This window comes from Alcanivorax sp., assembly GCF_002733835.1.
In the GTDB taxonomy this organism is placed as follows: Bacteria; Pseudomonadota; Gammaproteobacteria; order Pseudomonadales; family Alcanivoracaceae; genus Alcanivorax.
On record NZ_NVWY01000008.1, the window covers coordinates 84,046 to 102,653 of the forward strand.

Genomic DNA, 18,608 nt, shown 5'->3' on the forward strand with positions numbered 1-18,608 from the left:
AAGAATGCCGCCACCAAGTGCTGGATTTGCCAACCATCCCCCGTCAGTATCAAATGCATCAGTGCCATACTGATCCAGCTGCAGCACCGATTTACCCACAACAAGAACTGTAACCACACCCGATATCGGGCGGAGCTACATGAACAAGGACTTGATCACCCAGTTACCCAGAGTGGAGCAACTGTTCGACCAATACGCAGAGCGTTTTGGTAAACAACAGACCGCGTACCGCAACCATGTCTATCGGCTGGTAAACCTGGTCATGGCGCAACGCCCCATCAACGACGAAGAGCTGGATAAACTGCAGGTCGCCGCCTTTTTCCATGATGCAGGCATCTGGCTCGCCGGCACCTTCGACTATCTGCAACCGTCCGCCCGCCTCGCTGAACACTACCTTCAGGAAGAAGGCCTGGACGATTGGTGTCAGGACGTGCGCAACATGATCATGAATCACCACAAGCTCAGTCGCTTCAGCCGCAACCACCTGGACCTCACCGAAGTATTCCGCCGGGCAGACTGGGTTGATGTAAGCCTGGGGCTGCTGCGTTTCGGCATTCCCATGGCGCGAATCCGGTTGATCAAACGGGGCTTCCCCAATGCAGGCTTTCATCCGCTACTGCTAAAGCTCAGCGGCCAACAACTACTCAGCCAGCCCTGGCGCCCCCTGCCCATGCTCAAACGATAATCTTCTGCGCAGAACCCTCTGGCACAGGAGATAAAGTTACCCACAGCTTCTGTGGATAACTCTGTGCATAGACTGTCAGGAACCGTCCCCACCGCCTGCCGCGCCTGCCATGTCATTGGAATGATGAAAAAATGGCCATAATATTAAAGTCTTTTAAATCAAAGACTTAAAAATACACACTGCAAATCAATAGCTTAGACCTCAACGTTCACGCATCAAGTGAAATAAGCGTGTTCGCTGTGCAAAACTGTTGCCCGCCAAAAGGGCATAAGCGGAAAAAGCAAGAGAAAGGCGTGGCTAATCTAACGAAAAGTTGGGCTTACAGTTTTGCCCGGCGTGGCATGCAAGCGGAATAATCAGAACGAGAAAAGCCGCTCAAACAAGCGGCTTTTTCATAAAATAAAACAGTGATCTCGGGTTCAGGAGTCATCAACGACGCAGGCTAAAGCTCACGCCCAACACCACCACAGGCTCCACATCCAGATCATACTGGTCCTGCTCTTCCTGACTATCGCAACCCACATTGGTACGGTACTCCGTGCAATCCAGGGACTCCAGCACCCCCACCGCCGCGCTCACGGTCCAGCGGGAATACGGTTTCACCCACTGGTGGCCCAGCTCAACGCCTGCGCCCAGCCGCTCATAGTGGCGTTCGCCGCCCAGATCACCCGCCATCAGGCCTGTGTAGAAACCCTTCTCTGACATGAGTCCGCGTTCCATCTTGCGGCGCCAGCCCGCTACCCAGCGGAACTCTTCCGTATCCAGGCCACTGGAATCCACATAATAGGCAGGCATGCCGTAGAAACTGTTCTTTTCGGTAGCCCATTCGAGATTAAGCCCGACCAGACCATTGAGGTAGCCGATACCGATCAGGGCATTGTCCGCCGCCGCCGAGAGGGGCAGCAACACAAGGAAGGAAAGTAGCCAGCGACGCATGGCAAACTCCAGTTTATTGTTGTTATATCGGGCAAGCCCCGGCAAAGAGCCTGTATTTTTCACAACCCCCCGGCCGATTACAAGCGCCAAGGCGTCACCACCAACCGGCATCAATGCCGGCCGGGGCAGATTCAGCAGGATCAGAGCGGGATTTTATCGATGCTGTCCGCAGTCCCGTCAATGGCGCCGTCGACCTTTTCCAGCGCTTCATCCGCGGCATTACCGGCCACCGGAATAATCGACAGCACGGCCCCGACCACGGACCCGGCCGCTCCGACTAAACGCATGGGGGTCGTCGCCAGCTTGGTAAGGAAACAACCACTGAGAACGGCGGCCAACAGCCCGATAACGGTCATACGCATTACGGATTTCATATCCTCTCCTTTTTTCTACTTATTATTGGAACCTGCCGACACCGGTCGGCCCGGCAGGCTCATGTGATTGATCAATACTCGAACGTCATCCCCAGACGCTTACCCACTTCTTCGTAGGCCTCTACCACACCGCCCAACCCTTGGCGGAAGCGGTCCTTGTCCAGCTTTTCGCGGGTATCCTTGTCCCACAGGCGGCAACCGTCCGGGCTGAATTCATCGCCCAGCAACACTTCACCATTAAACACACCAAATTCCAGCTTGTAATCCACCAGCAGCATGCCACCGTCCAGAAACAGCTGCTTGAGCACATCGTTCACCTGGAAGGTAAGCGCTTTCATCTGCGCCACCTGCTCATCGGTGGCCCAGCCAAAGCTTTGAATATGGTAATCATTGACCATGGGGTCGCCCAAGTCATCATCCTTGAGGAAGAATTCGAATGTGGGCGGGTTCAATTCCAGCCCTTCTTCCACGCCCAGACGGCGACAAATGGAGCCTGCAGCGATGTTACGCACCACGCACTCCACCGGGATCATGTCCATCTTCTTGACCAGGGATTCGGTGGCCGACAGGGTTTTCTCGAAGTGGCAGGGAATACCCGCCGCTTTCAGCTTTTCCATGATGGCCGCGTTGAACTGATTGTTCACCGCTCCCTTGCGTGCCAACGCCTCCTTTTTCTTGCCGTCAAAGGCAGAGGTGTCATCACGAAACAGCATGATCAGCTTGTCCGCGTCATCGGTGGTGTACACAGACTTGGCTTTGCCGGCATACAACTCGTCGCGTTTTTCCATGGAAAGGCCTATTACTCAGGTCAGTATTAATGTACTTGCAGCCAGTCAAACCCTTCCGTCTGGCTGGCAACGCCAATTCGTTCACGCCCCTGGGTAATCACCCGTTCGACCGCATCCAGTGCGTGCCGGGACGTGTTGTTCTGTTCGCTCAGGTGCGAGAGCACCAGGTGTTGCAGGCGGTCCACATTGGCCTGGCGCAGCAACGCCGCCGCCTGATCATTGCTCAGATGCCCCAACATACCACCCACGCGCCGTTTCAACGATGATGGATACGGCCCCGACGCCAGCAACTGGGGGTCGTGATTGCATTCCAGTACCAGCGCATCACATTCCCGGTAGGCATCCACCACGTGGGGAGTAATCGCCCCCAGGTCCGTCAGCACCCCCACGGTGCGCTGCTGCCAGGAAAAACGGTACTGGCAAGGTTCGCGGGCATCGTGGGGCACCAGCACCGGCAGGATCTCCATGGCCCCCAAGCTAAACGCCCGGCCGGGGCGAACTTCCTGCCAATCGGCGCCTTTCAGCGTCGCGCGCTTGTCATGCACCGCACTGGCGGTGCCAAAGGAGCTATACACCGGACAGCCCACCTTGCGGGCCAGCGCCCCGGCGCTGCGAATATGATCGCCATGCTCATGGGTAACCAGAATCGCACTGAGCTGATCCGCTGCCAGCCCCAGCCTCCCCAGCCGCGCCTCGGTTTCTTTCACCGTGAAACCGCAATCGATCAGGACCAGGGTATCGTCAGCCAGCACCAGCGTGGCATTGCCTTTACTGCCACTGCCCAGTGACGCCAGTTGCATTAATCGAGCTCGTCGTAGATTCGCTCGAGAATGGCCAGCCCCGGGGTTTTCTCCACCAGCGCGGTGCCTTTCTCGTTCAGGACCGCCACCTGAATACCATTGGTGGTATGGCTCAGTTTCAGCTGTGCTTCACGGGCACCCAGTTCATAACGGTTGGGCACCTTGAGATAGAAGATCCCCACTTCGCGATCGCGGTCGTTGACTTTCAAGTCGGTCTGCTTCAGGGCATCTCCCACGTATTCCCACGCCCAGGCATAGCGGGTGGACATCATGATAATCGGGTAGCCGTTGCCATCACGGCCCAGCAGTGCCTTGGCGGACTCCCCTTCCGGCACAGGCTCGTCGTTCTCCTTGTCCGGGGCATTACCCAACACCACCAGTTGCGGCGGGCGAGGTGGCTGAAAACGGTCTTCATCCTCACGGGGGCCGGTCAACCGCTCGTCCTGACGAGGCACCGCATACAGCGGCTGCTCACCAATAAACACGCCACCTTCCGGCACCTTGATCGGATCGGTCACCGCAGCTTTGCGGTATTCCAGACTGCTATCCGGCAACCAGCTACAACCGGCAACCATCAGGGCGAGCATCAGTGGTACAAGCAGCGCCGCTTTCTTCATTTAACCTCCAGCAGGCCGCACTGGCGCATGGTTTCACGCAACCGCGGCTGGGCAGCTTCTGACAGCGACACCAGCGGCAGCCGGATACCTGCGTCAATCAGCCCCATTTCAAACAGTGCCCATTTTACCGGGATCGGATTCGCTTCAATAAACAGATCACGGTGCAGGGGTTCAAGTTCCGCATTCAGTGCACGGGCTTTATCTGCATCCCCGGCCAGGGCCGCCTCACACATGGCTGCCATTTTCGCCGGAGCCACATTGGCGGTCACCGAAATATCGCCGTGGCCGCCAGCCAGGATAAAGTCCAAAGCGGTGGCGTCGTCGCCGGAATAAAGCATGAAGTCGTCACCGCAACGCTCACGGATTTCGCGGGCACGCTCCAGATTCCCGGTGGCTTCCTTGATGCCGACAATGTTTGGCACCTTGCTCAAGCGTTCCACGGTCTCCGGCAACAGATCACAGGAGGTCCGGCCGGGCACGTTATACAGGATTTGCGGGATATCCACGGCACGGGCTACCGCCAGAAAGTGCTGATACAGGCCTTCCTGGGGGGGCTTGTTGTAGTAAGGGGTCACCAGCAGACAGGCATCCGCGCCATCCCGTTTCGCGTCACGGGTCAGGCGAATGGCTTCTTCGGTATTGTTTGCGCCGGTACCGGCAATCACCGGAATGCGCCCCTTGGCCAGTGCTACCACTTCACGGATCACACTGTCATGCTCTTCAAAGCCCAGCGTGGCGGATTCACCCGTGGTGCCCACAGCCACGATGGCGTGGGTGCCCTGCTCTACATGCCAGTTAACCAGCGAGCGCAAACGCTCCCAGTCCACGGACCCATCTGCACGCATGGGGGTCACCAAGGCCACTATGCTGCCGCGAATCATGCCTGTCTCCTGTTGTGCGCAAACGCTGTACGCCAATTAACCGCGACGCTTCCTGCCAGCAGGCGCTATCGTCGACTGAAGGGCGCTATGGTAAACCTCGCCCCCAAGGCGGACAAGACGCGAGTCCCCCGTTTCCCCCTGCGGACGTCACTGGCGGCTGAAAAACCGCAATACCTCGAGGGCCTGGTATTGAGACCAGTCTGGCCAACAAGTGTTCAGTGCGGGATGAACTGGGTAGACTAATTGGCCACACACGCCCCAGCAGAGGGCGACTTTAGCCCGGCGTACCGGAGCCCGCCCCGGTATTGCTCGGGCCATAAAACAGATGGCCCACCACTGATGGAGAGCAGCCATGGACCAGTTAATTGTCATTTCCGCCCTGGGTACGGACCGGCCCGGCATTGTGCAGGCTCTGTCCAAAGCCGTGCTGGAATACGATGGCAGCATCATGGATTCGCGCATGACCGTGTTGGGTGGCGAATTTGCCGTACTGATGCTGGTCGCCGGCAGCGCGACTACCCTGGATAACCTGGAAGCCGGGCAGCAGCAACTGGCCGAGCAGCTGGACCTGCTGATCACGCTCAAGCGCACCAGTGCCCCGGATGCCCGGCCTGCGGCCCTGCCCTACGAGGTAGAGGTCGTCGCCATGGACAACCCCGGCATCGTCCATGAAATCGCCAATTTCTTTTCCGCGCGCAATATCAATATTGATGATTTGCATACCGGTACTTACGCTGCGCCCCACACCGGCACCCGCATGTTCAGCCTGCAGCTGGTCCTGAGCATGAGCGCGGAGCACTCCGTGGCCCAGCTACGCGATGCGTTCCTGGATTTCTGTGAAGCGCGCAACCTGGACGCCACCATGACACCGAAGCGTTAAAATCCGCAGCACGCTTCACGCAGCACGCAAAAGACATCAACCAAGACAAGGGAAATAGACACAGACATGGCACACCCCAAGATTGGCAATCTGGCCCCCAACTTCAAACTGCCGGATCAGGACGGCAACCGGATTGAATTGCGATCCTTCAGGGACAACAACCCGGTGGTGATTTTTTTCTACCCCAAGGCCCTCACCCCGGGCTGTACCACCCAGGCCTGCGGCATCCGCGACACCAAGGCCGAGCTGGAAAAGCGGGGTGTGGTTGTGTTCGGCATCAGCCCGGATGCGGTTGCTCGCTTGCCCAAGTTTATCGACAAGCATGACCTGAACTTCACTTTGCTATCCGACGAAGATCACGCCACCGCCGAGAAATACGGATGCTGGGGCATGAAAAAATTCATGGGCAAGGAATTCATGGGGCTCATCCGCACCACCTTTATCGTCGGCAAGGATGGCAAGTTGCTGAAGGTGATGGACAAATTCAAGACCAAAACCCATCACGAAGACCTGCTCGCCGAACTGGATGCGCTGGGGATTACGCCTAACGCCTAACGCCTGATGCCTGATGCCTGATGCCTGATGCCTGATGCCCAAAGCCTGACGCCATGCGGTGACGCAAGCGTGTTCTCTTTCAGCATCAGGCGTCAAACATCAGGACTCTGGCTGCTCCTCAAGAGCACCGGCAGGGTATCCTCCCTGCCTCGGCCAGGCATTGATCACCGCCTTGATCAACGTCGCCAATGGAATGGCGAAAAACACACCCCACAGCCCCCACAGCCCACCGAACAGCAGAATCGCAGTAATAATCGCCACCGGGTGCAGATTCACCGCCTCGGAAAACAACAGCGGCACCAGAATATTGCCGTCAATGAACTGGATAATGCCGTACACGATCATCACCAAGGCGAAATCCCCGCCCCAGCCGAACTGCACATAGGCCACCGCGGCCACCGGCAAGGTCACCACGGTGGCGCCAATATACGGCACCACCACCGACAGCCCCACCAGCACCGCCAGCAGCACCGCGTAATTCGTGTCCAGCAGCACAAAGGCAATAAAGGTCGCCCCGCCCACCAACAGAATCTCAATGGCCTTGCCCCGCACATAATTGGCAATCTGGCCGTCCATTTCCTGCCATACATGGGAGAGGATCCGCCGCTTGCGGGGCAGAAAACCCAGCATCCAGTTCACCAGGGTTTCCCGGTCCTTCAAAAAGAAGAACACCAGCAACGGCACCAACACCAAAAATACCATGATTTCCACCAGGTTCGGGATCGACGCCAGCGACAGGGTCAGCACCCCTTGCCCGGCTTCCGCCACTTCCCGCTGAATCACCGCAACAATGGAATTCACCTGTTCCATGGAAATAATTTCCGGGTAATGTGCCGGCAACCCCCGCAACCAGATTTCCCCGTTCTTGAGCATATGGGGCAACTGGTCCTGAACCAGCAACACCAGCTGCCGCCAGACCATGGGCAATAATACGATCAGTGTGGCAATCAGCAGCCCCATGAACAGCGTGAACACCAGGCCGACCGCCAGCATGCGTTTCACTCCCCGGCGTTCCAGCGCGCCCACCAGTCCCTGCATCAGGTAAGCAACCACCATGGCCGTCAACACCGGGGCCAGCATGCCGCCGAAGAACGCGATGGTCAGGCCAATGACCAACAGCAGAACAACCAGATACACCGCTTCTTCATCGGAGAAGTAATTATCGGCCCAGTTTCTCAGTATGCGTAGCATCAAGGCTCCTGTGTGCCGCAGCGGATAACAAAACAGTAGCGGCCTTTGCTTTCCTGCATGCGAACTAGCTCATGACAGGATTGTCTCAGATAAGCAGGGATATCACTGGCTGAGCCGGTGTCCGTGGCGATCACTTCCAATACTTGCCCGGCGCGGAGTTGCCGTAACGCCTGCCGGGTTTTCAATAACGGCAGCGGGCATTGTAACGTGGAGGCATCCACATGGAGATCAACCATTTGTTCGGATACAGGGTTTTCAGTCATTGTAATCGCTTCATTCATCGCCGCCCTGACGGCATTATAGTCACAAGCCGGGCATTGATTCAGTGCCCATGTAGCGATACCCGAAATTCCATCACCCGTTACTCGTCCCTGGACGGAGCCACAATTTGTTGACGCTGTTTGCACGTACTTTTTTACTGTTCAGCTGCTGCTGGCTGGCCAGTCCGTCCGCCGCCGATGACAACCTGCCGGTGCTCGGGGACCCCACTGCCGCGCTGATGTCCGCCGATCAGGAATATCGCCTGGGGCGGGCCTGGCTGCGCAGCCTGCGCGGTCAGACCTCCATCATGTCTGATCCCATGGTGCAGGAGTACGTGGAAAGCCTGGTCTACCGCCTGGCATCCTACAGCGACCTGAAAGAGCCCAACCTGGATATCGTGGTCATCAACAGCCGCCAGATTAACGCCTTCGCGGTGCCCGGCGGCGTTATCGGGCTCAACGCCGGCCTGTTTCTGAATGCGGAAAGCGAAGACGAAGTGGCCGGGGTGGTTGCCCACGAAATTGCCCACGTGAGCCAGCGGCACTTTGCCCGCCGCTATCTGGATTCCAAAAAAATGAACACCGCCGTGCTGGCGGCCATGCTGGCCAGCCTGGCCGTGGCCATTGCTGGTGACGGGGAAGCCGGCATGGCCGGCATTGCCGCTACCCAGGCCGGCGCCATTCAGGCCCAACTGGCCTACTCCCGCCAGAATGAACGGGAAGCCGACCGGGTCGGCATGCAAACCCTGGCCGCCTCCGGCATGGACCCGGGCGCCATGCCGCGTTTTTTCGAACGCATGCACGATAGCCAGCGTTTCTCCGGCGATCCGCCGGAGTTCCTGCTCACTCACCCGGTGACCGAAAGCCGTATTGCCGACAGCCGGGCACGGGCTCGCACCCTGCCCCCGGCACGGCTGTCGGTATCCACCGGCTTTCTGCTGGCCCAGGCGCGCCTCAAGGCGGGTTTCATCACCTCTGACGATCAGGCCATTGAATACTTCAAACGCTACAGCAACGAACGTAGCGCGCTTGGGTTACAGGCGGCACGGTACGGTCTGGCCCTGAGTTATTTGCGCGCCAATCACTATGATCAGGCCCGCGAGTTGATGCAGGGGCTGGCGGACCAATACCCCGACCAGCTCTGGTTCCACCTGGGACTGGCGGAAGTGGCCCTCGATGAAGGCAACTACCCTCTGACCATTCAGGAAACCGAGTGGGTACAGAAGATTTCTCCGGACAACTACGCGGCGTCCATCCTGCAGAGCAAGGCTTATCTGCGCAGCAAGCAGCCAGAAAAGGCCCTGCCGCTACTCAAGCCGCTTGTCCATGAGCACGCCAATGATCCGCATATCTGGGACCTGGCGGCCGATGCCTACGGCAACAGTGGCGATACCGTGCGAGCCCTGCATGCCCGCGCCGAAAGCCAGTTCCTGCGCGGCAACGATCCCAAGGCCCAGCAACAAATGCGTTATGCCCTGCGCGATGCAGAAAACGACTTTGCGCTGTACAGCAAACTGAATGGGCGCCTGCGGGAAATGCAGCGATTATCCGAAGAGGAGTTTTGATTAAGAGCAGGAATCAAGAGTTAAAATGAAGAGGGGGGTACGGGAATCCGCCGGGCTCTCGCCTGTCGTCACTCGTCCCCCGTAACCGCCTGACCCCGCAACCTGTTACACAGATCACCCGGTCAGGCCTCGGGCTATTCTACCCTTTCAGGGATTGACCGAAATCCAGCATGCGATTCAACGGCACCATGGCTTTCTCAGCCAGGGCCTCATCCACAAAGATTTCCTGGCCCATGCCGTTTTCATCTTCCAGCACTGCCAGCATGTTCTGCAGGCCATTCATGGCCATCCACGGGCAGTGGGCGCAACTGCGGCACGTTGCCCCGGACCCTGCGGTCGGTGCTTCCAGGAAGGTTTTTCCCGGCGCCAGTTGCTGCATCTTGTAGAAAATGCCCTTGTCCGTGGCAACAATAAAGGCGTCGCTTTCCATCTCGCAGGCGGCCTTGATCAGCTGCGAGGTGGAACCCACCACATCCGCCATGGCCACCACTGACGCAGGCGATTCCGGGTGCACCAGAATGGCAGCATCCGGGTACGCGGCTTTTAAATCGTGCAAGCCTTTGGCCTTGAACTCTTCGTGCACGATGCACGCGCCGTCCCAGCACAGCACGTCGGCGCCGGACTTGTCGCGCACATAACCGCCAAGGTGTTTGTCCGGTGCCCACAGGATTTTTTCGCCGTTGCTATCCAGGTGCTCAATCAGCTCCACTGCAATGGAGGAAGTGACAACCCAGTCAGCGCGGGCTTTCACTGCAGCAGAGGTATTGGCGTAAACCACCACCGTACGGTCCGGGTGCTGGTCACAGAAGGCAGAGAATTCGTCTTCCGGGCAACCGATATCCAGCGAACAGGTGGCTTCCAGTGTCGGCATGAAAACGCGTTTTTCCGGGCTGAGGATCTTGGCGGTCTCGCCCATGAACTTGACCCCCGCCACAATCAGCGTGGACGCGGGATGGTCTTTACCGAAACGTGCCATTTCCAGGGAGTCAGACACACAACCACCGGTCTCTTCTGCCAGAGACTGGATCTCGGGATCCGTGTAGTAGTGCGCCACCAGCACCGCATCACGCTGACGCAACAGCGCCTTGATCCGGTCACGATAGGATGCACGCTGCTCATCGCTGAGCGTGTCGTCCGGCTCCACCTTGGCCAGGTGCGCCTGAACCCGTGCTTGTGCCTCTGCAGTCATTGCCTTACCGCCCAGGGTTTCCCCTTGATATCAACAACTTGGAAAGTTAATACGAAAAATAAGGCGGGCATAATACCACAACATCAAAGAACCGCTGAATCACGGCCAATGACTAGCCCTGCAGAGAATAAAATGCGCCCGCTTATGGCTGTTTTCAAGCCTTTAACGAGGACCGATAGGCGGGACCGGCGGCCACCAGGTGCACCGTGCTGATCGCCCGTTCCAGGAACGCCCCCTCGCAGTAGCACAGATAGTACTCCCACATACGCACGAACCGCTCATCAAACCCCAGTTCCCGAATGCGGGACAAGGCACCATGAAAACGTTGCCGCCAGTGATTCAGGGTAAGGGCGTAATCGTGGCCGATATCATGCAACTCGGTGGCCACCAGGCGGGTATGGCGGGTCAGGTTATCGCACATCACCGACACGCTGGGCAGGAAGCCGCCCGGAAAGATATAGCGCTTGATAAAATCCACCTGCTTGAGCGCGTACTCATAACGCTGGTCCGGCACGGTGATCGCCTGAATCAACAACAGCCCTTCCGGCTTCAAGCGTTTGCCGAGTACGTCAAAGTATCCCGGCAGAAATTCTGCCCCCACCGCCTCAATCATTTCCACCGACACCACACGATCGTATTGGCCGGTGAGTTCACGGTAGTCATTTTCCAGAATGGTGATGCAGTTATCCAACCCGGCATCGGCCACCTGTTGGCGGGCATAGCGGGCCTGCTCACGGGAGATAGTTGTGGTGGTAACGGTGACGCCATAATGCCGTGCCGCATGCAGGGCCAACCCACCCCAGCCGGTGCCGATTTCCAGCAGGGTCATCCCCGGCTGCAATTGCAGGCGCTGACAGATCAGGTCCAGCTTGTGTACAGACGCTTCTTCAAGGGACGCATCTGGGTGGGGAAACACCGCACTGGAATACATCATGGTGCGATCAAGAAACAGGCTGAAAAAATCGTTGCCCAGATCATAGTGGGCAGAAATATTCCGGCGGGACCCTTGCAGTGAATTACGGTTGTAGCGATGCAGCATTTTCAGCGCCGGCTTGGACAGGGCCGCAAAGCCACCTTCCAGGGCTTGCATGGCATCCACATTGGCCGCGAAATAGCGAATCACCTTGATCAGGTCCGGGCTGGACCAGCCCTGCTCCATAAACGCTTCCGCCGCCCCCAGCGCCCCACCGCTCATCATCATGCTGTAGGTGCGCCAGTCGGCCAGTACGATGTGCCCCAGGTCATTAGGCAGAGCGTTATTGTCCCGCACGGCGGAACCAAGCATGACCGTATTACCATCTGGCTCATCGATACGCAGGCCACCCCGCGGCAGTTTCTCAAGCTGATTCAACACCAGCGTGCGCGCCACCGATTGCGGCCAACTCAGTGTGCCGGCCTGGTCACCTTTATTGTCAGAGGCTTTATCGCCAGACAGCATTTGTCTCACTCCCTGTTTCCTTGATCGCATTCATCGCGCTTGCCAGCGGGGTGGCCATGGAAGACCGCCCCCTTGCGCCACAGTTTGAAGGCCTGCCAGTAAATACGTTTCAGCGTGGCCAACCCCTGTGCACCAAACCGGAAAATGCCCTTACCCATCATCGCCGGTTCTGACGCAAATAATTGCAATTTCACCCCGGCCTTGAAGACGGGAACCTGGTTCTCCCGGTCCTCTAACCCTATTCGCAGATCGGGTAAGGCAACGTGAAGATCCCAGTGATATTGCAGCAACATGGGCAGGAAGGGGGAGACATGGAAAGCCTTGGGGTGATCAACCACCAGGGCGTCGTTATCACCACAAGAAAACGTGAGCGGGTAAAAGTGGCGCTCACGCCAGGGGGTATTCTGCACCTCTGGCACTTTATTGCAATGCCGGTGGGTTTGTGTAGAAGATAGACGCAAGAGGCAGTTTTATTGATTTTTTGACCGCCACTGCCAGAGCCTTTAATAAAGCGTTCGCTGAGCTGGTTTTCATTTATTTCTAGCTCAGCCATACGCTGAGTGAGCGCATTGAGTTTGGTGACACTGATGGTGGTCATCGATGTATTTTAGCATTACTCTATTACTAATAGATCAATAGCTTACTACCAAGGTCTGTTCACTTCATCTTCCATTTCGTCCAGGCTTAAATGACGCACGTCTTTGCCCTTAACAACATAAACAACGTGCTCACAAATATTCGCAGCGTGATCACCAATACGTTCTAGTGAGCGCGTTATCCACATCAGCTCGACCGAACGGCGGACTTTCTTTGGGCTGTCTTCCATATCATTGATCAGTGATCGTAATAACTCGCCATAGCTGTCATCGATATTTTTATCCTGGCGCGCCACTTCAACCGCAGACTCTGCATCCATACGCGCAAAGGCATCCAGGGCTTGATTCAACATACCTTGTACGCGCTCAACCAATACTTTGAGCTGGTTATAATAAGGTCGTGATTCTTTTACTTTCGAGTCATCCGTCTTACGCGCAATCATTTTGGCTTCATCACCAATACGCTCCAGATCAGAAATCGCTTTACCGACAGCAATCACCAGCCTGAGGTCACGCGCAGTAGGTTGGCGTCGGGCTAAAATCTGGCTACAGCATTCATCAATCTCTATTTCGAGTTGATTGATTTTTTCATCACGTCGCACCAACTTTTCAGGGGACTCATTACCTTCGAGCAAGGGGACGATTGCCATTTGCAATAACTCTTCGACCATACCACCCATCACAAGAACGCGATTACGGATATTTTCCAGCTCATTATCGAACTGATGCGAGATATGCCGACCCAGTCTATAACTATCCACTCTGTTAATAACTCCTAATCATCGTATGACCTATTCTCCATCCTATCACTGTATTGATGTAGCTAACCAAAACGTCCGGTGATGTAGTCTTCTGTCAATGGGTGGACAGGATTAGTAAAAATGCTTGCAGTTTTACCCACTTCAATCAAATCACCCATATGAAAATAAGCTGTACGCTGTGAAACGCGCGCGGCCTGTTGCATAGAGTGTGTCACAATCGCAATGCTGTATTGCTGGCGTAACTCATCAATCAAGTCTTCAATTTTAGCTGTGGCAATGGGGTCCAGTGCTGAACAAGGTTCATCCATCAAAATAACCTCGGGGCTCACTGCTATGGTGCGGGCGATACATAAGCGCTGTTGCTGGCCGCCGGATAAACCCGTACCCGGCTTATCAAGACGGTCTTTCACTTCGCTCCATAAACCGGCTTTTTGCAAAGAGGTTTCAACAATTTCGTTAAGCTCAGCCTTGTTTTGAGCCAAGCCATGAATGCGCGGCCCCCAGGCAACGTTCTCATAGATTGATTTTGGAAAGGGGTTTGGTTTTTGAAAGACCATGCCTACTTGTGAGCGCAGTGGTACTACATCGATATTTTTATCGTAGATATCTTGACCATCAAGTTTTATTTCGCCCGTGACACGACAGGTCTCAATGGTGTCATTCATACGGTTCAGGCAACGTAAAAATGTTGATTTACCACAACCGGATGGGCCGATCATCGCCACCACTTCGTTACGAGCAATATCAAGATTAACAGCATGAATGGCGCGTTTGTCGCCATAATGAACCGTCACATCACGACAAGTAATACGTGGATCAGCAACGGTATAGTCGCCGACAGTTTCGCGATGCTCGCGAGAAATTTTTCTGTAGCCTGTCGCTGCCACAGCATTTTCGTTTGCTGTTGAATTGTCGTTAGATGTAATATCGTTCACCAACATGGTTTGCACCCTCATTCAGGAGTCTCTGAATAGCCATTAGCCTACCAACGACGCTCCAGTTTTYTACGTACAACAACTGCTACCGCATTCATTGCAATAAGAAACACTAATAACACCATGATGGCGCCTGATGTCTTTTCAACAAAGGCGCGCTCTGGGCTATCTGCCCACAAAAATATCTGCACAGGCAATACGGTAGAGGGATCCACCACCCCTGTTGGCACATCAACAATAAAGGCCACCATGCCTATCATTAACAAAGGCGCTGTTTCGCCCAAGGCTTGCGCCATCCCTATTATAGTCCCTGTCAGCATTCCGGGTAACGCTAAAGGCAACACATGGTGGCGAATCATTTGTACTTTAGACGCGCCGATAGCCAGTGCAGCCTGGCGTATGGCATTAGGTACACTTTTTAATGCGGCACGGCTGGAAATAATAATCGTTGGCAGCGTCATAAGTGTTAGCACAAGCCCACCTACCAATGGCGCTGAGCGAGGGAACTGAAACCAGTTAATAAACAAAGCCAATCCTAACAAACCAAAGACAATTGAGGGCACTGCGGCCAGATTATTGATATTAACCTCAATGATATCTGTCCACTTGTTTTTGGGTGCAAACTCCTCCAAATAAATTGCTGTCGCTATCGCAATAGGGAAGGCCAGCGCTAAAGTCACTAATAATGTCAAAAATGACCCTGACAAAGCGGCCAAAATACCGGCCAATTCTGCATCGCGTGAATCACCATTACTAAAAAAATTAAAATTAAAACGCGTTTTCAGTAACCCTTTGTCTTCTAGGACATCGACCCAGGCTATTTGTTGGTTTGAAAGACGACGATCACTTTCTGGTAGATCACGATCGATATAACCCTTTCTAAGCATGTCAATTTCATCATCAACTGGCACCCAAATTCGCATCTTTGTGCCAACTAAAWCTGGATTATTCTTAACCAGATCTGACATCTGATAAGAAGCACCCGTACTGATCAATTTATAGAGCTTACGCTTATCTTGACGCTGAGTAACCTCGGGAAAGAGATCTTGCAAAGTCACTTTTATTAGTGCTGCATAGTTAGCAGAGGCTAAGCTCTTTCTATCGCGGCGGTCGCCAATATTCATCTTGTCGGCATCAAAGCTAATATCCAAGACAACAAAGGTCTGTACAAAAGCCGTGTGCCCCTTATAAATAATATTGCTAAACATAAACAATAAAAACAACATGGCCGCCGCAATAGCTAGCTTGCCGTAAAGCTGAAAACGTTTTTCTGCCGCATTGCGCCGACGCATGCTGGCATTCACTATATCGATAGTGCGCAAGCGTTGAGCTGTGGTTTTACGACTCATACTTAGAGAACTGTCTCTTCACTATATTTTCGCACAACATAAAGTGCGATAACATTCAAAATGAGCGTCGTCACAAACAATAACAAGCCGAGCGCAAATGCTGCCAACGTCTTAGCACTATCAAACTCTTGATCGCCGGTTAACAAGGTGACAATTTGCACGGTGACTGTCGTTACTGCATCCAGGGGGTTCAATGTCAAGTTAGCGGCAAGGCCTGCCGCCATCACAACAATCATCGTTTCACCAATGGCGCGTGAAACGCCCAATAAAATACCGCCGATCACCCCCGGCAACGCTGCCGGAAAAACAACTTTAAGTATGGCCTCGGATTTCGTCGCCCCCAAGGCATAAGCACCATCACGCATAGACTGTGGCACAGCATTAATTACGTCATCAGACAGGGATGAAATAAAGGGAATAATCATAACGCCCATCACCAAGCCTGCGGCCAGCGCACTCTCAGATGCCACATCAAGACCTAAACCACCACCAAATTCTCGTATCAGCGGCGCCACTGTCAACGCAGCAAAAAAACCATAGACCACTGTAGGGATGCCCGCCAAGATCTCAAGCAATGGTTTAACAATTAGACGTACCTTAGGTGTCGCATATTCGGATAAATAAATGGCCGACATCAAACCAATCGGGATGGCGACGACCATGGCAATAAAAGAAATCAGTAGCGTACCGACGAATAGAGGAATGGCGCCGAAGCTCCCCGATGAAGCAACTTGATCAGCGCGTAAGGCGGTTTGTGGGCTCCACTGGGTACCAAACATAAAATCAGAAAACGGCACTTCGCCAAAAAAACGTACTGATTCAAACAGCACCGATAAAATAATACCCATGGTGGTTAAAATAGCGATACTGGAACTGGCAATCAAAAAGCCAACAATAACCTTTTCCACCCAATTACGCGTACGTGCCTCTTGTTTCACCGAGCGCCAGGCAATAAACAAGCCGGACAAAGACAGTGCGACAACAACCCAGGTCAACCAGTTCGCACTCTTGTCTTGCAATGCTGCATAATAATCGGCTGTCTGTTGTAGTAACGGACTAATATCGCCAATCGCAATACCGTTATCTACTAAGTTTTTAACCTTACTAATAAACAGATTAATTTCACCCTGAGCCTGGCTGCTTACCTCAACGGGCAAGGAGCCCAATACCATATTAGTGATAACGGTATTTTCTAAAAACTGCCACAGGGAAAAAATAAAAAAAGCAGGAATGAACGCTGCCAAAGCAACGAAGGAACCGTGATAGATCGGTAAAGAATGAAGCTGTTTTACCTTGCCGCCAACGACTGAAAACGAACGGCGCATGCCCATCTGATAAGCAATAAATGCCATCACAATGAGTACCAATAATAGTGTTGTTGGCTGCATACTCTCCCCAAAAAAACGATCAACACGCTAGCGTGTTGCTAACTTGGTTTAACGTAAATTTTTACTACCCTTCACTCTACATCAATCTTTGATGGTAAACTGTTTAACTCGGCAACGTCGGCGCGAAACCTTTCGCGCTCGTCTTCAGGCATTGGTATTAAACCTCGGTCAGATAAATAACCTTCCTCACCCGTTGCTTTATTACTCATAAATTCTTCAGCGAACTCCTGCAGCCCAGGTATTACACCAACGTGTGCTTTTTTAACATACATATAGAGTGGACGCGAGACAAGATATGCCCCCGTAGCAATAGAATCGAAGTCTGGTGTCACGCCCTCTATTGCAGCACCCTGTACTTTGTCAGAGTTTTGCTCGAGGAAACTATAACCAAAGATACCAAACGCATCTGAGTTAGCGACCAATTTTTGCACAATCAAATTATCGTTCTCACCCGCTTCAACATAGGCGCCGTCCTCACGAATACCGTGACAAATTGCCTTATAACGATTTTTGTTGGTTTTCTTAATGGCTTTAATCCAGGTAAATTTCTTGCAGCCCCCCTCCATCGCCAACTCAACAAAGGCATCACGCGTACCCGAGGTCGGTGGCGGGCCTAGCACTTCAATTTTAATATCTGACAAATTGCTGTTCACTTCTTGCCAGGTCTTATAGGGGTTCTCAATTAAGGTTTCTGAACCATCGGGGTGAGGCACATTTTTAGCTAAAGCCAAAAAAATATCCTTTCGTGTGAATGAGGCCGCATCAGCTTGCTTAGAATTAGCAAAAGCAATACCGTCATAGCCTATTTTAACTTCAATGATACCTTTAACACCATTGCCGACACACTGATCAACCTCAGATTGCTTAATACGACGTGACGCATTGGTCACATCCGGGTATTCCAAACCCACACCTCGACAAAACAATTTAAGACCACCGCCGGAACCCGTAGACTCAACCTTGGGTGTCTTATAATCAGTCGTCTTACCGAAAAATTCCGCGACAACGGTTACGAAAGGATAGACTGTTGAAGAACCTACGATTTCGATATAATCACGTGACGCAGCATGAGTCACTATGCTGGTCGATGAAACAATAACTGTCATCATCAGCATAAAAGAAAGTTTGTTCATTAAAAGTCGCCTATTACTAATAGCAAGCTCTGCCTACAATCCTGATAATGTTTTCTGCTAATAAAGATACTGTGCCTGTAAAAAGAAAGTATTATTGTCATTGCCAACAACACCATCCTCATTATCTTCTATACGATAGCTTGCCTGAAACTTGACATCATGTTTTTTAATAAAGTAAGTCGCGCCAATTTGAGTTTGAGTAAATGTTTCTGCATAAGTCTCCGCATCTTGCGTAGCGAAAGACAATGCTATCTGAAATTTCTCTGGAACAAGCATGTAACCCACTT

The 18,608-nt window shown here is 53.6% G+C and carries 21 protein-coding genes and 1 pseudogene; 4 read left to right on the forward strand and 18 right to left on the reverse strand.

Annotation, left to right across the window (positions count from 1 at the left end):
* The first annotated feature begins 139 nt into the window (after positions 1–139).
* On the forward strand, positions 140–685 hold the full coding sequence (locus tag COA55_RS06470) for an HD domain-containing protein (RefSeq protein WP_290501075.1): 546 nt from the start codon (positions 140–142) through the stop codon (positions 683–685).
* A gap of 429 nt (positions 686–1,114) precedes the next feature.
* On the opposite strand, the gene COA55_RS06475 is transcribed toward COA55_RS06470, so the two are convergent.
* From COA55_RS06475 to dapA, 6 genes are all read right to left on the reverse strand, one after another.
* Positions 1,115–1,621, reverse strand: coding sequence for a hypothetical protein (locus COA55_RS06475; RefSeq protein ID WP_063537857.1), 507 nt, complete (start codon positions 1,619–1,621; stop codon positions 1,115–1,117).
* A 140-nt stretch (positions 1,622–1,761) separates the two neighbouring features.
* Positions 1,762–1,995: a DUF6726 family protein gene (locus COA55_RS06480; RefSeq protein ID WP_063519818.1), complete on the reverse strand. Its 234-nt coding sequence runs from the start codon at positions 1,993–1,995 to the stop codon at positions 1,762–1,764.
* Positions 1,996–2,066: 71 nt separating this feature from the next.
* Positions 2,067–2,783: a phosphoribosylaminoimidazolesuccinocarboxamide synthase gene (gene purC / locus COA55_RS06485; RefSeq protein ID WP_063519817.1), complete on the reverse strand. Its 717-nt coding sequence runs from the start codon at positions 2,781–2,783 to the stop codon at positions 2,067–2,069.
* A 26-nt stretch (positions 2,784–2,809) separates the two neighbouring features.
* Positions 2,810–3,583, reverse strand: coding sequence for an MBL fold metallo-hydrolase (locus COA55_RS06490; protein ID WP_063519816.1), 774 nt, complete (start codon positions 3,581–3,583; stop codon positions 2,810–2,812).
* Positions 3,583–4,200, reverse strand: coding sequence for an outer membrane protein assembly factor BamC (gene bamC / locus COA55_RS06495; protein ID WP_290501076.1), 618 nt, complete (start codon positions 4,198–4,200; stop codon positions 3,583–3,585). The genes COA55_RS06490 and bamC overlap by 1 nt, the downstream gene beginning before the upstream one ends.
* Positions 4,197–5,081, reverse strand: a complete 885-nt coding sequence (gene dapA / locus COA55_RS06500; RefSeq protein WP_039926965.1) for a 4-hydroxy-tetrahydrodipicolinate synthase — start codon at positions 5,079–5,081, stop codon at positions 4,197–4,199. The genes bamC and dapA overlap by 4 nt, the downstream gene beginning before the upstream one ends.
* A 352-nt stretch (positions 5,082–5,433) precedes the next feature.
* Between dapA and COA55_RS06505 the strand changes: the two genes are divergently transcribed.
* Together COA55_RS06505 and bcp are read left to right on the forward strand one after the other, a co-directional pair.
* On the forward strand, positions 5,434–5,961 hold the full coding sequence (locus tag COA55_RS06505; protein WP_290501077.1) for an ACT domain-containing protein: 528 nt from the start codon (positions 5,434–5,436) through the stop codon (positions 5,959–5,961).
* A gap of 66 nt (positions 5,962–6,027) precedes the next feature.
* Positions 6,028–6,516, forward strand: a complete 489-nt coding sequence (gene bcp / locus COA55_RS06510) for a thioredoxin-dependent thiol peroxidase (protein WP_063521514.1) — start codon at positions 6,028–6,030, stop codon at positions 6,514–6,516.
* Between the two features lie 99 nt (positions 6,517–6,615).
* Here the strand turns inward: bcp and COA55_RS06515 are convergent, their stop codons facing one another.
* A complete protein-coding gene (locus COA55_RS06515) occupies positions 6,616–7,707 on the reverse strand; it encodes an AI-2E family transporter (RefSeq protein ID WP_063521513.1) in 1,092 nt (363 codons plus the stop codon).
* Positions 7,707–7,988: a sulfurtransferase TusA family protein gene (locus COA55_RS06520; RefSeq protein WP_007150804.1), complete on the reverse strand. Its 282-nt coding sequence runs from the start codon at positions 7,986–7,988 to the stop codon at positions 7,707–7,709. The genes COA55_RS06515 and COA55_RS06520 overlap by 1 nt, the downstream gene beginning before the upstream one ends.
* Before the next feature lie 107 nt (positions 7,989–8,095).
* Between COA55_RS06520 and COA55_RS06525 the strand changes: the two genes are divergently transcribed.
* A complete protein-coding gene (locus COA55_RS06525) occupies positions 8,096–9,532 on the forward strand; it encodes a M48 family metalloprotease (RefSeq protein ID WP_231880762.1) in 1,437 nt (478 codons plus the stop codon).
* Positions 9,533–9,671: 139 nt separating this feature from the next.
* Here the strand turns inward: COA55_RS06525 and nadA are convergent, their stop codons facing one another.
* The 10 genes and pseudogenes from nadA to COA55_RS06570 all read right to left on the reverse strand — a co-directional run.
* A complete protein-coding gene (gene nadA / locus COA55_RS06530) occupies positions 9,672–10,721 on the reverse strand; it encodes a quinolinate synthase NadA (protein ID WP_290501078.1) in 1,050 nt (349 codons plus the stop codon).
* Between the two features lie 154 nt (positions 10,722–10,875).
* Entirely contained in the window at positions 10,876–12,159 is a 1,284-nt protein-coding gene (locus COA55_RS06535; RefSeq protein WP_290501086.1) for a cyclopropane-fatty-acyl-phospholipid synthase family protein, read from the reverse strand.
* A gap of 5 nt (positions 12,160–12,164) precedes the next feature.
* On the reverse strand, positions 12,165–12,569 hold the full coding sequence (locus COA55_RS06540; protein ID WP_290501079.1) for a DUF1365 family protein: 405 nt from the start codon (positions 12,567–12,569) through the stop codon (positions 12,165–12,167).
* Between the two features lie 2 nt (positions 12,570–12,571).
* Positions 12,572–12,664, reverse strand: a pseudogene (locus COA55_RS16935) (peptide chain release factor-like protein); the annotation flags it as partial.
* A gap of 138 nt (positions 12,665–12,802) precedes the next feature.
* Positions 12,803–13,516, reverse strand: coding sequence for a phosphate signaling complex protein PhoU (gene phoU, locus COA55_RS06545; RefSeq protein WP_290501080.1), 714 nt, complete (start codon positions 13,514–13,516; stop codon positions 12,803–12,805).
* A gap of 62 nt (positions 13,517–13,578) precedes the next feature.
* A complete protein-coding gene (gene pstB / locus COA55_RS06550; protein ID WP_290501081.1) occupies positions 13,579–14,457 on the reverse strand; it encodes a phosphate ABC transporter ATP-binding protein PstB in 879 nt (292 codons plus the stop codon).
* A gap of 41 nt (positions 14,458–14,498) precedes the next feature.
* Positions 14,499–15,800 (reverse strand): phosphate ABC transporter permease PstA, encoded by a 1,302-nt coding sequence (pstA, locus tag COA55_RS06555; protein ID WP_290501082.1) that lies wholly within the window; start codon positions 15,798–15,800, stop codon positions 14,499–14,501.
* 2 nt (positions 15,801–15,802) lie between these two features.
* On the reverse strand, positions 15,803–17,188 hold the full coding sequence (gene pstC / locus COA55_RS06560; RefSeq protein WP_290501083.1) for a phosphate ABC transporter permease subunit PstC: 1,386 nt from the start codon (positions 17,186–17,188) through the stop codon (positions 15,803–15,805).
* 71 nt (positions 17,189–17,259) lie between these two features.
* On the reverse strand, positions 17,260–18,321 hold the full coding sequence (locus COA55_RS06565) for a substrate-binding domain-containing protein (RefSeq protein ID WP_290501084.1): 1,062 nt from the start codon (positions 18,319–18,321) through the stop codon (positions 17,260–17,262).
* A gap of 57 nt (positions 18,322–18,378) precedes the next feature.
* A partial coding sequence (locus tag COA55_RS06570) for a hypothetical protein (RefSeq protein WP_290501085.1) occupies positions 18,379–18,608 on the reverse strand: 230 nt, incomplete at its 5' end.

Coding starts and splice junctions, on each gene's coding strand:
- COA55_RS06470 (WP_290501075.1), top strand. CDS start 140: ATGAACAAGGACTTGATCACCCAGTTACCCAGAGTGGAGCAACTGTTC.
- COA55_RS06475 (WP_063537857.1), bottom strand. CDS start 1,621: ATGCGTCGCTGGCTACTTTCCTTCCTTGTGTTGCTGCCCCTCTCGGCG.
- COA55_RS06480 (WP_063519818.1), bottom strand. CDS start 1,995: ATGAAATCCGTAATGCGTATGACCGTTATCGGGCTGTTGGCCGCCGTT.
- purC (WP_063519817.1), bottom strand. CDS start 2,783: ATGGAAAAACGCGACGAGTTGTATGCCGGCAAAGCCAAGTCTGTGTAC.
- COA55_RS06490 (WP_063519816.1), bottom strand. CDS start 3,583: ATGCAACTGGCGTCACTGGGCAGTGGCAGTAAAGGCAATGCCACGCTG.
- bamC (WP_290501076.1), bottom strand. CDS start 4,200: ATGAAGAAAGCGGCGCTGCTTGTACCACTGATGCTCGCCCTGATGGTT.
- dapA (WP_039926965.1), bottom strand. CDS start 5,081: ATGATTCGCGGCAGCATAGTGGCCTTGGTGACCCCCATGCGTGCAGAT.
- COA55_RS06505 (WP_290501077.1), top strand. CDS start 5,434: ATGGACCAGTTAATTGTCATTTCCGCCCTGGGTACGGACCGGCCCGGC.
- bcp (WP_063521514.1), top strand. CDS start 6,028: ATGGCACACCCCAAGATTGGCAATCTGGCCCCCAACTTCAAACTGCCG.
- COA55_RS06515 (WP_063521513.1), bottom strand. CDS start 7,707: ATGCTACGCATACTGAGAAACTGGGCCGATAATTACTTCTCCGATGAA.
- COA55_RS06520 (WP_007150804.1), bottom strand. CDS start 7,988: ATGAATGAAGCGATTACAATGACTGAAAACCCTGTATCCGAACAAATG.
- nadA (WP_290501078.1), bottom strand. CDS start 10,721: ATGACTGCAGAGGCACAAGCACGGGTTCAGGCGCACCTGGCCAAGGTG.
- COA55_RS06535 (WP_290501086.1), bottom strand. CDS start 12,159: ATGCTGTCTGGCGATAAAGCCTCTGACAATAAAGGTGACCAGGCCGGC.
- pstB (WP_290501081.1), bottom strand. CDS start 14,457: ATGTTGGTGAACGATATTACATCTAACGACAATTCAACAGCAAACGAA.
- pstC (WP_290501083.1), bottom strand. CDS start 17,188: ATGCAGCCAACAACACTATTATTGGTACTCATTGTGATGGCATTTATT.
- COA55_RS06565 (WP_290501084.1), bottom strand. CDS start 18,321: ATGAACAAACTTTCTTTTATGCTGATGATGACAGTTATTGTTTCATCG.